Source organism: Rhodococcus triatomae (assembly GCF_014217785.1).
GTDB classification, from domain to species: Bacteria; Actinomycetota; Actinomycetes; order Mycobacteriales; family Mycobacteriaceae; genus Rhodococcus_F; species Rhodococcus_F triatomae.
In genome coordinates this window covers 3,929,658-3,942,640 of sequence record NZ_CP048814.1, presented here as the reverse complement: position 1 = coordinate 3,942,640, position 12,983 = coordinate 3,929,658, and the positions used below count along the sequence as shown (strand labels likewise).

The window sequence follows — 12,983 nt, the reverse complement described above, 5'->3', positions numbered from 1 at the left end:
AACCGGCATGACGTCGGGCCGGGTAGAACAGGTGGAGACTCAGGCCGTCTCGGTGATCGGCCGGTCGACCCAGCTCATCAGGTCACGCAGCTTCTTGCCGGTGACCTCGATCGGGTGCTCGGCGTTCTCCTTGCGCAGCCCCTCGAGCTCGGTGTTGCCGTTCTCGACGTTGGCGACCAGCCGCCGGGTGAACTCGCCGCTCTGGATGTCGGCCAGGATCGCCTTCATCCGCTCCTTGGTGCCGGCGTCGATGACGCGCGGACCCGAGAGGTAGCCACCGAACTCGGCGGTGTCGGAGACCGAGTAGTTCATGCGGGCGATGCCGCCTTCGTACATCAGGTCGACGATCAGCTTGAGCTCGTGCAGCACCTCGAAGTACGCCATCTCGGGCGCGTAGCCGGCCTCGACCATGACCTCGAAGCCGGTCTTGACCAGTTCCTCGGTGCCGCCGCAGAGCACGGCTTGCTCGCCGAAGAGGTCCGTCTCGGTCTCTTCCTTGAACGTGGTCTTGATGACGCCTGCGCGGGTTCCGCCGATCGCCTTGGCGTAGGACAGGGCGAGAGCCTGGCCTTCACCCTTGGGATCCTGGTCGATGGCGATGAGCGCGGGAACGCCCTTGCCGTCCACGAACTGACGACGCACCAGGTGGCCGGGGCCCTTGGGGGCGACCATGCCGACGGTGACGAACTCCGGAGCCTCGATCAGGTCGAAGTGGATGTTCAGGCCGTGGCCGAAGAACAGCGCGTCGCCGTCCTTCAGGTTCGGCTCGATGTCGTTCTTGAAGATGCTCGCCTGAGCGGTGTCCGGTGCGAGCACCATGATGACGTCGGCCCACTCGGCGACCTCGGCCGGCGTGCCGACGGTCAGGCCCTGCTCCTCGGCCTTGGCGCGAGACTTCGAGCCCTCCTTGAGACCGATGCGCACGTCGACGCCGGAATCACGCAGGCTCAGCGAATGCGCGTGGCCCTGGCTTCCGTAGCCGATCACGGCGACCTTGCGGCCCTGGATGATCGACAGGTCGGCATCGTCGTCGTAGAACATCTCGACTGCCACAGTTGTTACCTCTCCTCGAAATATTGGGAATCTGAAGTACTAGCGGGTCGCGGTGATGGACTTCGGGCCTCGCCCGACGGCCACGACACCGGACTGGACGATCTCGCGGACGCCATAGGGGTCGAGCATCCGCAACAGGGCGTCGAGCTTCGACCGGGTACCGGTCGCCTCGACCGTCACCGACTCGGGCGCCACGTCGATCACCTTGGCACGGAACAGGTTCACGGTTTCGATCACCTGGGTCCGCACGCTCGCGTCGGCACGCACCTTGATCAGGATCAGCTCACGGGCGACGGATGCGTCACCCTCCTGCTCGACGATCTTGATGACGTTGACGAGCTTGTTGAGCTGCTTGGTCACCTGCTCGAGCGGGAACTCGTCGACGGTGACGACGATGGTCATGCGGGAGATCTCGGGGATCTCCGTACCCCCCACGGCGAGGGACTCGATGTTGAAACCACGACGCGAGAACAGCGCCGCGACCCTGGCCAGCACGCCTGGTTTGTCTTCGACAAGCACACTGAGGGTGTGGCTCGTGCTCACTGATCGTCCTCTCCTGCAGCGGCGGCCGCCTGCTGCTCGCGTTCCATCGCCTCGTGGATGACGGCCGGCTCCGCCGCCGCCTCGTCGTCGTCGAACAACGGCCGGATTCCCCGCGCCGCCATGATCTGGTCGTTACTGGTGCCCGCAGCCACCATGGGCCACACCTGGGCGTCGGCACCGACGATGAAGTCGATGACCACCGGGCGGTCGTTGATCGACTGCGCCTCGCGGATCGCCGCCTCGACGTCCTCCTCGCGTTCGACGCGGATGCCGTGGCAGCCGAGAGCCTCGGCGAGCTTCACGAAGTCCGGGATGCGGATCGCACCGTGTGTGCCGAGGTTCGTGTTGGAGTACCGCTCGTCGTAGAACAGGGTCTGCCACTGCCGGACCATGCCGAGGTTGCCGTTGTTGATGAGCGCGACCTTGATCGGCACACCCTCGACGGCGCACGTCGCGAGCTCCTGGTTGGTCATCTGGAAGCAGCCGTCGCCGTCGATTGCCCACACCTCGGAGTCCGGCATACCCATCTTGGCGCCCATGGCCGCGGGAACCGCGTAACCCATGGTTCCCAGACCACCCGAGTTGAGCCAGGTCCGTGGCTTCTCGTACTCGACGAACTGCGCGGCCCACATCTGGTGCTGACCGACACCCGCGCAGTAGATCGCGTCGGGACCGGCCAGCTTGCCGACCGACTGGATCACGTACTCCGGCGACAGCGACCCGTCCGAGGGGCGGTCGTAGCTGAGCGGGTAGGTACGGCGGATGTCGTCCAGGTAGGACCACCACTCGGTGAGGACGAGCTCGCTGCCGGTGGCGCGGTCCGCCTTGATCGCCTCGACCAGTTCGGAGATGACCTCCTTGCAGTCGCCGACGATCGGGACATCCGCGTAGCGGTTCTTGCCGATCTCGGCCGGGTCGATGTCCGCATGGATGACCTTGGCATCGGGCGCGAACGAGTCCAGCTGACCGGTGACCCGGTCGTCGAACCGCGCGCCCAGCGTGACCAGCAGGTCGCTGCGCTGCAGGGCGGCGACCGCGGCGACGGTGCCGTGCATACCGGGCATGCCGCAGTTGAGGTTGTGGGTGTCGGGGAACGCGCCGCGTGCCATCAGGGTGGTCACGACCGGGATCCCGGTGAGTTCGGCGAGCTCGAGCAGTTCCGCGGACGCTTCCGCCTTGATGACGCCGCCGCCGACGTACAGCACGGGCCGACTCGACTCGGCGATCAGGCGGGCCGCCTCGCGGACCTGCTTGCCGTGCGGCCGGGTGACCGGCCGGTAGCCGGGCAGGTGCATCTCCGGCGGCCACGAGAAGCTGGTCTGGGCCTGCAGGACGTCCTTGGGGATGTCGACGAGGACCGCGCCCGGACGGCCGCTCGAGGCGAGGTAGAACGCCTCGGCGAGCACACGCGGGATGTCGGCGCCGTCCGTGACCAGGAAGTTGTGCTTGGTGATCGGCATGGTGATGCCGGAGATGTCCGCTTCCTGGAAGGCGTCGGTGCCGATCAGGCCGCGGCCGACCTGGCCGGTGATCGCGACCACCGGGACCGAGTCCATCTGGGCGTCGGCGAGGGGCGTCACCAGGTTGGTCGCACCGGGACCGGACGTCGCCATACAGACGCCGACCTTGCCGGTGGCCTGCGCGTATCCGGTGGCGGCGTGGCCGGCTCCCTGTTCGTGACGCACCAGCACGTGGCGCACCTTCTTCGAGTCGAAGAGCGGGTCGTAGACAGGGAGCACGGCACCGCCCGGAATGCCGAATACCGTGTCGACCTCGAGCTCCTCGAGGGCTCGAACGACGGACTGGGCGCCGGTGACTCGCTCGGGGGCGAGGGGACGGCGGCTACCGGTCTGCGCGGCGGTGCCGGGCGTGGGGCCCGACTTCCCCGCGGCGCCGGGCTGTGAACCCGACTGCGTCGACTTGCGCGGCGTGGGCTGAGGCCGTGCGGTGGGTGCGCTCACTGGAATTCCTTCGGGCGTTCGGGCATGCGTTCTGACTCCGGGCAACAAAAAACCCCCGTCAGCAGCAGCTGTACGAGGGTGGCGCGTCGATCTGGCGAGTTGAAGGTATCGACTCAGGCGACGACGCGCCGGCCGATTACGAGCAACCCATTCTGTTTCACGCGCTCGACGGTAGGCGCGTGGATAGCGAACAGTCAACTTGGTGAGTTGGCCGTCCCAGAATATGAGATGCGTCGGCTGCAATGCGAAGATGGAGAGGTGTCCACTTCGCAGCAGCCCGTGCCACCACAGTCATCATCCCACACCGCCCTGTCGTCGCGGCAGGTCATCCGGATATCGCCGCTCTCGTACATCGGATGCGCGTTTCTGCTGTTCGCGGTGACCTTTCCGGTGTTCGCCGCACCCGCCGTCTGGGGATGGCTGCTGCTCGCACCGATCGTCGCGGTGATCTGGGTGGCGCGCGTACGCACCACCGTCGGACCCGACGGAGTGGACACCCGCCGCCTGTTCGGATCCACCCACCTCGACTGGGACCGCATCAAGGGTGTGCGTTTCACGAACCGCGGGTGGGCACGCGCGGAACTCACCGACGGCGGCGAGACGGTGCTCCCGGTCGTCACCTTCGCCCACCTTCCGGTGCTGTCCCTCGCCAGCGACGGGCGGATCCCGGACCCCTACGCGGCGGCGGCCGAGGCGGAGGAGCACCAGCCCGCCGAAGACGACCGCTGACACGCGAGTAGCGTGAGATAAGCAGTCCCACCAGCCCATCAAGGAAGCCATCCATGCCCCCGTTGAGGTCACGCACCACCACCGCCGGCCGCAATGCCGCCGGCGCCCGCGCGCTCTGGCGCGCAACCGGAATGACCGACTCCGACTTCGGGAAGCCGATCGTCGCCATCGCGAACTCCTACACCCAGTTCGTACCCGGCCACGTCCACCTGAAGAACGTCGGCGACATCGTCGCGGACGCGGTTCGTGCAGCCGGCGGTGTCCCCCGCGAGTTCCACACCATCGCGGTCGACGACGGCATCGCGATGGGCCACGGCGGCATGCTCTACTCACTGCCCAGCCGCGAGATCATCGCGGACTCGGTGGAATACATGGCCAACGCCCATACGGCGGATGCCCTGGTGTGCATCTCGAACTGCGACAAGATCACGCCCGGAATGCTCAACGCCGCCATGCGCCTGAACATCCCGGCCGTCTTCGTCTCGGGTGGCCCGATGGAAGCCGGGAAGGCCGTGGTGGTGGGCGGCGTGGCCCAGGCTCCCACCGACCTCGTCACCGCGATCTCGGCCAGCGCGAACGACGCGGTCAGCGATGCGGGACTCGACGAGGTCGAGCGCAGCGCCTGTCCGACCTGTGGATCGTGCTCGGGCATGTTCACCGCGAACTCGATGAACTGCCTCACCGAGGCACTCGGACTGTCGCTGCCCGGCAACGGCTCCACGCTCGCCACCCACGAGGCCCGGCGCGCCCTGTTCACCCGCGCGGGCACGACCGTGGTGGACGCCGCGCTGCGCTACTACCGCGACGAGGACGAGTCCGTCCTCCCCCGCAACATCGCGTCCGCCAAGGCTTTCCGGAACGCGATGGCACTCGACGTCGCGATGGGCGGGTCCACCAACACCGTCCTGCACACCCTCGCCGCCGCCCAGGAGGGCGAGGTGGACTTCGATCTCGAGACCATCGACGAGATCAGCCGGCGCGTCCCGTGCCTGTCCAAGGTCTCCCCCAACTCGGACTACCACATGGAGGACGTGCACCGGGCCGGCGGAATCCCCGCCATCCTCGGTGAGCTGCGCCGTGCGGGCCTACTCGAGGAGGACGTGCACACGGTGCACACCAAGGACTTCGGCGAGTGGCTCGACACCTGGGACATCCGTTCCGGCAAGGCATCCGAGGAGGCGTTCGAGCTCTTCCATGCTGCGCCGGGAGGGGTGCGCACCACCGAGCCGTTCTCCACGGAGAATCGATGGTCGTCCCTGGACACCGACGCCGAGGGCGGATGCATCCGCGACCTCGAGCACGCGTACACGGTGGAGGGTGGCCTGTGCGTGCTGCGTGGCAACATCGCACCCGACGGCGCGATCCTCAAGACGGCCGGAATCGACGAGGACCTGTTCTCCTTCCAGGGTCCGGCGCTGGTCGTCGAATCCCAGGAAGAGGCGGTCTCGGTCATCCTCGGCAAGAAGGTGCAGGCCGGTGACGTCGTCGTCGTCCGCTACGAGGGCCCGTCGGGTGGCCCGGGCATGCAGGAGATGCTCCATCCCACCGCATTCCTCAAGGGTGCCGGGCTGGGCAAGAAGTGCGCGCTCGTCACCGACGGCCGGTTCTCCGGCGGCACGTCCGGATTGTCGATCGGCCACGTCTCGCCCGAGGCGGCGAGTGGCGGCGTGATCGGCCTGATCGAGAACGGCGACCAGATCCGCATCGATGTCGCGACGCGCACTCTCGAGGTCCTCGTCGACGACGCCGTCCTCGCCGAGCGCCGCGCGAAGATGGAGGCGTCGGAGCGTCCGTGGCAGCCGGTGGACCGCCAGCGCACGGTGACCACGGCCCTGCGTGCCTACGCCGCCCTCGCGACATCCGCCGACAAGGGCGCCGTCCGCTACGTCCCCTGACGACACCCGCTCTCGTTCCGCCCGCCAATCCCCAGGGAGCGCGGTCAGCGGACGAGCGGGTTCGTCCCGTTGAGGAAGATCCAGACACAGACGCCTGCCGCGATTCCCAGCAGGAGGACGACGAGGGAACCGACTCGCGGTCTGGTCGCCCATCCACGGCGACCGTCGATCGCGATACGTCCGGGGCCGGTGAGCACGATCACCGCGGCACACACCCCGAGGAGCGTCTCGTACTCGACGCCGTCGGGAGCGAAATACGCGAGTCCGGGCTCGGCAGCCTGACGAAATGCCCACGCGTTGATCATGATCGCGAGTGCGGCGGCCGCGGCCCACGGAGTCAGCAGCCCGAGTACCAGCAGCGACCCGGCCGCGACCTCGCCGACCGCGCCCAGGATCGCCAACAGCCGGGCCTGGTCGAAACCTGCCTCGACCAGGGTGTCCTCGAATCCGCCGAGGCCGGGCCCGTTCCAGACGCCGGTGAGTTTCTGCAGACCGTGGACCAGGAGCGTCACCCCGACGACCACCCGGAGCACGAGCAGCCCGAGGTCGAGAGTGCCGCGCCGCGCACGCGGCTCCTCCACCGGCGCCGCAGCCGGCGGCTCCTGGGCCGCGACGGGAGGCACGACCGGTGGGGGCGCGATCTGGTCGTACGTCGAGATCCGTTCGGTGGGCGCGGCCAGATCGTCGGCCGTGGGCCCCGGGTCGGCCAGAGGGCGGGTCAGGTCGTCGGTGTAACCGGCGGACAGGTTCTCCGTCGGCTGATCGTCGAAGGGACTGAGCCCGGGCTCCGGGCTGTTCGGCCGTTCGTTCCGCTCGTCACTCACCTCCTCAGGGTAGGCCTCCGCCGGGTGCTACCTCGTCAAATACGCCCGGCGTGGCGGTGACGACGAATCGTTACGTAACGTCTGCACCATGAAAGCGGTCGGGAAACGGTGGGCGCCCCTGGTGGCGGTGTGCGCAGCGGCGGTGCTGGTCGCGGGGTGTGCCCGGTTCGACGATTCGACGTCCTCTCCCTTCACTCCCGAGCCGTCCCCGCAGTCCGGAGCGGACGTCCGTCCCGAGGCGCCCACGCCGGACACGTCGGCACCACCGCCTCCGCCGGGTCCGCTGGGTCCCTGCGACGACCCGGACCCGAGTGTCGTGGCGACGTGCCTCGACACCACCGGTGGCCTGGTCGTCCTGCCCGACGCCCAGAGCGCGCTCGTCGCCGAACGGCGCACCGGCCGCATCCTCGAAGTGCGGCCCGAGCAGGAACCCCGTGAGATCGCACGAGTGGACGTCGACGGCGGCTCGGACGGCGGACTACTCGACATCGCGCTCTCGCCGAGCTTCGTCGAGGACAATCTGCTCTACGCCTACGTCACCACCGGCTCGGACAATCGCGTGGTGCGCATCGCCCCCGGCGACACCCCCAAGGTCGTACTCGGCGGAATACCCAAGGGCGCCAACGGAAACCGTGGAGCCCTCGAGTTCGCCTCCCCGCACGAGCTGATGGTGCTGACCGGCGACACCGGTAATCCGGCGGCGGCGGCCGACCCGGGGTCGCTCGCGGGAAAACTGCTGCGTCTGCGCTCGTTCGATCCGGGAGGCGCCCCCGCACCCGAGGTCGTCGCATCCGGCATCGGCAACGCGGGCGGACTCTGTGTCGATCCCGGGATCGCGGTGTGGATGACCGATCGCACGGCGCTCGAGGACCGGCTGCAGCGGATACCGGCCGAGGGCGGCCTGCCCGCCACGGTGTGGACCTGGCAGGACCGGCCCGGCGTCGGTGGGTGCGTGGCGGCCGAGGACGTCGTCGCCGTGTCCCTGTCCGCCGGCCAGGCCATGACCGCGCTCACCGCCGATCCGGGGTCGGGAGCGGTGACCGCCGCACCGGCGCAGCTCGCACAGGATCGCTACGGACGCCTCGAGGGCGCCGCGATCGCCCCCGACGGCCACGTCTGGGCGAGCACCGCGAACAAGACCGACGGTGCGCCCACGCCCACCGACGACAGGGTCGTCAAGATGCCCATGCCCGCCGGCGGAGGCAGCGCGGACTGACCGCCGCGGCCCGGCCGGCTCCCCCTCACGCGGAGCCGGGCGGGCCGTCTCAGCTGCAGGCCTGCAGGACGAGTTCCTTGACCCGGGCCGGGTCCGCCTGACCGCGCGTCGCCTTCATCACGTCACCGACGATCTTGCCCGCCGCCGCGACCTTGCCGGACCGGATCTTCTCGGCGATGTCCGGATTGGCTTCGAGTGCCTTGTCGACCTCTGCCTGAAGCTTGGAGTCGTCCCGCTCGACGACCATCTCGCGCGCGACGACGATCTCCTCCGGCTCCCCCTCGCCCGCGAGCACGTGATCGACCAGTTGGCGCGCCACCTTGTTGTTCAGCGTGCCGTTCTCGACGAACTCGATCACCTTGGCCACCTGGGCCGGGGTGATGGGCAGATCGGCGAGTTCGACGCCGCGGGTGTTCGCCTGCTGGGCGAGGTAGGACACCCACCACGAGCGAGCGGCGGCGGACGGTGCACCGGCGTCGACGGTCGCGATGACGAGGTCGAGGGCGCCGGCGTTGACCAGATCCCGCATGACCTCGTCGGAGACCTCCCACTCGGCCTGGATCCTGGCGCGACGCAGCCACGGGAGTTCCGGGAGAGTCCCCCGGAGCCGTTCGACGAGTTCCTCACTCGGTGCCACGGGCTCCAGATCGGGCTCCGGGAAGTACCGGTAGTCCTCCGCGGTCTCCTTGCGGCGGCCCGGGGACGTCGTGCCGTCCGACTCGTGGAAGTGCCGGGTCTCCTGCACGATCTCGCCACCGGCCTCGAGCACCGCGCCCTGCCGGCACATCTCGTAGCGGACGGCGACCTCCACGCTCTTGAGCGAGTTGACGTTCTTCGTCTCGGTCCGGGTACCGAACACGTCGGCGCCGATCGGCATGAGCGAGACGTTCGCGTCACAGCGCAGCGAGCCCTGGTCCATCCGCACATCGGACACGTCGAGCGCCTTCAGCAGGTCGCGCAGGGCCGTCACGTAGGCGCGGGCCACCTCGGGAGCGCGGGCACCGGCACCGGTGATCGGCCGGGTGACGATCTCCACCAGCGGTACCCCGGCCCGGTTGTAGTCGAGCAGCGAGTGACTCGCGCCGTGGATCCGTCCGGTGGCGCCACCGACGTGCAGCGACTTTCCGGTGTCCTCTTCCATGTGGGCGCGCTCGATCTCCACCCGCCAGGTGGTGCCGTCGTCTAGAACCACGTCGAGGTGGCCGTCGGTGGCGATCGGCTCGTCGTACTGCGAGATCTGGTAGTTCTTCGGCTGGTCGGGGTAGAAGTAGTTCTTGCGCGCGAACCTGCCCCACGGGGTGATCGAACAGTTCAGCGCGAGCCCGATCCGGATCGCCGACTCCACGGCAGCCTCGTTGACCACCGGCAGCGAGCCGGGGAGACCGAGGCACACCGGGCACACCTGCGTGTTGGGCTCGGCGCCGAACGCCGTCGGGCATCCGCAGAACATCTTGGTGCCAGTGCCCAGTTCGACGTGCACCTCCATGCCGAGTACCGGCTCGTATGTGGCGAGCACATCGTCGTAGGCGAGGAGGGCCGGTGCATCCAGGGCAGTCATGTCGATGATTTTAGGCGGTCCCGTCGGGCGCGGTCGGTGCGGTCTTCGACCGGACGCTCAGCCGAAGAACGCAGCGGCCTCGGCGTATCGCTCCGGCGGCACCGTCTTGAGACGGCGGGTGGCGTCCGCGAGGGAGACCAGCTCGATCGCCGTCCCGTGCAGGGCCACCATCTGACCGAAGTCGCCCCGGTGAACGGCGTCCGCGGCATGCACCCCGAACCGCGTCGCCAGCACCCGGTCGTGCGGGGTGGGTGTGCCGCCGCGCTGCACGTGCCCGAGCACAGTCGTCCGGGTTTCCTTGCCGATCCGCCGCGCGATCTCCTCGCCGAGTTGCTGGGCGACGCCGGTGAAGATCTTGTGACCGAACTCGTCGATGCCGCCCTCACGCAGCGTCATGGATTCGGGGATCGGAGTCGCGCCCTCGGCGACGACGCAGATGAAGTGGGAATCGCCGCGCTGGAACCGCTTCTTGATCATGTCGCAGACCTCGCCGACATCGAACGGGACCTCGGGCACCAACGTCAGGTGCGCGCCCGTTGCGAGCCCGGAACCCAGCGCGATCCACCCGGCGTGCCGCCCCATCACCTCCACCAGCATCACGCGCTGGTGCGACTCCGCGGTGGTGTGCAACCGGTCGATCGCGTCGGAGGCCACCGACAGTGCGGTGTCGAATCCGAACGTCACGTCGGTGCAGTCGATGTCGTTGTCGATCGTCTTCGGGACACCGACCACCGGGACCCCGGCTTCGGACAGCCAGTTCGCCGCGGTCAGGGTCCCCTCGCCGCCGATCGGGACGAGTGCCTCGATCCCGTTGTCGTCGAGCGTCCGACGGATCTGATCGAGCCCGGCGCGCAGCTTGTCGGGGTTGACCCGCGCCGTGCCGAGGATCGTGCCGCCACGGGTGAGGATCCGATCGGTGCGCTCGTCGTCGGCGAGTTTGATCTTGCGATCCTCGAGCAGACCGCGCCAGCCGTCGCGGAAGCCGACGACCGTGCTTCCGTACCGCCCCTCCGCGGTCCGCACCACCGCGCGGATCACCGCGTTCAGGCCCGGGCAGTCGCCGCCACCGGTGAGGATTCCTATACGCATTCGGGTACCCGCCGTCCGCACGTCGTGTCCAGTTGCCGCGACCCGACCCGGCCGCTGTCTCGAACGTATCGCCTGGCGGCCGTTCCCGCCGCGCGACGAGCTCGACGGTCTACCCGGGCGTGACGACACCCGACTCGTACGCCAGCACGACCGCCTGTGCCCGATCGCGCAGTCCGAGTTTCGACAACACCTTGCCCACGTGAGTCTTCACCGTCTGCTCGGCGACGAACAGATGTTCGGCGATCTCGGTGTTCGACAGCCCCCGCGCGATCAGCTCGAGCACTTCCCGTTCCCGGGGCGTCAGGGCGCCCAGCGCCGCGGGCTCGCGCCGTGCCGGCGTCCGCCGCGCCGTGACCTGCGCGATCAGACGGCGCGTGACCGTCGGCGCGAGCAGAGCCTCCCCGTCCGCGACGACGTGCACCGCCCGGATCAGTTCCTCCGCAGGCGCATCCTTGAGCATGAACCCGCTGGCACCGATCGACAGCGCCTCGTACACGTAGTCGTCGATGTCGAAGGTGGTGAGCATCAGGACCCGTACCGGTGGATCGAACCGGGAGGCGAGGATCTCCCGAGCGGCATCGAGCCCGTTGAGCTCCGGCATCCGCACATCCATGAGGACGACATCCGGGCGCAACCGCTCGACCTCGCGGACCGCGCTCCGGCCGTCCGGCGCGTCCCCGATGACGGTGATGTCCGGCTGCGCGGCCAGCAGGGCCCCGAAGCCCTGCCGGACCATCGCCTGGTCGTCTGCGATGAAAACGGTGATCGCCACCGCCCCAGCCTAGGCGGAGAGTCCGGGAAACTCTGCGCGGACCATGAAGCCCCCCTTGCCGTCCGGACCGGCGGAGAACAGCGCACCGACGGCGCGAGCGCGCTCGCGCATACCGACGATGCCGTGTCCGCCCGCAGACTCCGGATGCGCCGGCGGATGCGAACTCGGCGACGGACCGTTCGCGACGATGACGGACACCGGGTCCGTGTAGGAGACGTCGACGACGATCTGCGCACCCGGCGCATGACGGGCGGCATTGGCCAGAGATTCCTGCAGGATCCGGTACACCACCAGACCGGTCGCCTCCGAGAGGCCGACGGGATCACCGGTGACGCTGACCTGCAACGGTATCCCGGCTCTGCGGGTCGCCTCGAACAGTTCGTCGACCTGCCCGAGTCCGGGCTGCGGTGCATGCTCCGCGAGCTGACCGTCGCTGCGCAGCACACCGAGCATTCCGCGAATCTCGTTGAGCGCGGCACGGCCCGACGCACCGATCGATTCGAACTCGGCACGGACCTCGTCGGACACGTCGGGAATCCGGTACGGCGCGCTCTGGGCCTGCACCACGACCATCGACATGTGATGGGCGACCACGTCGTGCAGGTCGCGAGCGATGCGGGTGCGCTCCTCGAGAATCGTCCTGCGCGCTCGCTCGAGTTCGTTCTCCTCCTCCTTGCGGGCGAGCTGACGCCGCGAGAGCACCAGCCACCGGATCAGCAGACAGAACGCGACCAGGGCGGTGAGTCCCACGGCCCATCCCCGCCCGTCCTCACCCGGCGTGTCCGCGAAGAAGAGCAACACGGTCGACGCCCATGCCACCGCGACGATCGGGACGGCGGCGCGCAACGCGACGGCCGCCAGCAGGCACATGATCACGATGATGTGCACGACCTGCCACGGGTAGTGATAGTCGGATCCGGGGACGTGCTCGAACACTCGTGGGATCACCAGCGCGGCCACCGCCGATATCGCCCACCCGAGAGCCGGATTCGCGCGGATGAGGATGAACGGCCACGCCGCCAGCGCGCCGACGATCGGCTGCACCGGCGCGGGAACCTCGTGGGTGACGTGCAGGGTCGGCCACGCCACCGCGTACAGGATCGCGGTGACGAGCAGGATGACGATGTTGACCCACTGCGACACCGACAGTGACCGCGCGGCGCTTCGCACATACTTCTTCACGCCTCGACCCTAGGAAGTCCAGCCGCTGCGCGTCCTCATACCCACGGGTGAACTTGCCCTGCCACCCAGGTATCAGAGACCCGTCCGCCTGCCCCCGGCACGGTGCCGCGGAACCGCTCCCGCGGGTGATGTGGGGAGGTACCGGGCGTTTCTAGCGTCGA

11 protein-coding genes are annotated in these 12,983 nt (G+C 68.8%); 3 read left to right on the top strand and 8 right to left on the bottom strand.

Translation table 11 applies throughout. The annotated features are described in order from the left end of the window. Positions 1-39: 39 nt before the first annotated feature. The 3 genes from ilvC to G4H71_RS18755 are packed head-to-tail and all read right to left on the bottom strand — an operon-like array spanning position 40 to position 3,557. Entirely contained in the window at positions 40-1,053 is a 1,014-nt protein-coding gene (gene ilvC / locus G4H71_RS18765) for a ketol-acid reductoisomerase (RefSeq protein WP_072740172.1), read from the bottom strand. 39 nt (positions 1,054-1,092) lie between these two features. Beyond that, a complete protein-coding gene (gene ilvN, locus G4H71_RS18760) occupies positions 1,093-1,596 on the bottom strand; it encodes an acetolactate synthase small subunit (RefSeq protein WP_072740173.1) in 504 nt (167 codons plus the stop codon). Then, a complete protein-coding gene (locus G4H71_RS18755; RefSeq protein WP_072740174.1) occupies positions 1,593-3,557 on the bottom strand; it encodes an acetolactate synthase large subunit in 1,965 nt (654 codons plus the stop codon). The genes ilvN and G4H71_RS18755 overlap by 4 nt, the downstream gene beginning before the upstream one ends. A 258-nt stretch (positions 3,558-3,815) precedes the next feature. On the opposite strand from G4H71_RS18755, the gene G4H71_RS18750 reads away from it, so the two are divergent. Both G4H71_RS18750 and ilvD read left to right on the top strand, forming a co-directional pair. Further along, a complete protein-coding gene (locus G4H71_RS18750; protein WP_246441985.1) occupies positions 3,816-4,286 on the top strand; it encodes a PH domain-containing protein in 471 nt (156 codons plus the stop codon). Between the two features lie 53 nt (positions 4,287-4,339). Further along, positions 4,340-6,181 (top strand): dihydroxy-acid dehydratase, encoded by a 1,842-nt coding sequence (ilvD, locus tag G4H71_RS18745; RefSeq protein WP_072740176.1) that lies wholly within the window; start codon positions 4,340-4,342, stop codon positions 6,179-6,181. Between the two features lie 44 nt (positions 6,182-6,225). On the opposite strand, the gene G4H71_RS18740 is transcribed toward ilvD, so the two are convergent. After that, entirely contained in the window at positions 6,226-7,005 is a 780-nt protein-coding gene (locus G4H71_RS18740) for a DoxX family protein (protein WP_072740177.1), read from the bottom strand. An 88-nt stretch (positions 7,006-7,093) separates the two neighbouring features. Here G4H71_RS18740 and G4H71_RS18735 point away from each other — a divergent pair, with 88 nt between their 5' ends. Continuing rightward, a complete protein-coding gene (locus G4H71_RS18735) occupies positions 7,094-8,221 on the top strand; it encodes a PQQ-dependent sugar dehydrogenase (protein ID WP_072740178.1) in 1,128 nt (375 codons plus the stop codon). A gap of 49 nt (positions 8,222-8,270) precedes the next feature. Here G4H71_RS18735 and gatB read toward each other — a convergent pair whose 3' ends face one another. The 4 genes from gatB to G4H71_RS18715 all read right to left on the bottom strand — a co-directional run bounded on the left by gatB (position 8,271) and on the right by G4H71_RS18715 (position 12,822). Continuing rightward, positions 8,271-9,779, bottom strand: coding sequence for an Asp-tRNA(Asn)/Glu-tRNA(Gln) amidotransferase subunit GatB (gene gatB / locus G4H71_RS18730; protein ID WP_072740179.1), 1,509 nt, complete (start codon positions 9,777-9,779; stop codon positions 8,271-8,273). Between the two features lie 57 nt (positions 9,780-9,836). After that, positions 9,837-10,868 (bottom strand): ATP-dependent 6-phosphofructokinase, encoded by a 1,032-nt coding sequence (locus G4H71_RS18725; RefSeq protein WP_072740180.1) that lies wholly within the window; start codon positions 10,866-10,868, stop codon positions 9,837-9,839. A gap of 109 nt (positions 10,869-10,977) precedes the next feature. Beyond that, entirely contained in the window at positions 10,978-11,640 is a 663-nt protein-coding gene (locus G4H71_RS18720; protein WP_072740181.1) for a response regulator, read from the bottom strand. A gap of 9 nt (positions 11,641-11,649) precedes the next feature. Next, positions 11,650-12,822, bottom strand: a complete 1,173-nt coding sequence (locus tag G4H71_RS18715) for a sensor histidine kinase (RefSeq protein ID WP_246442000.1) — start codon at positions 12,820-12,822, stop codon at positions 11,650-11,652. Positions 12,823-12,983: the final 161 nt, after the last annotated feature.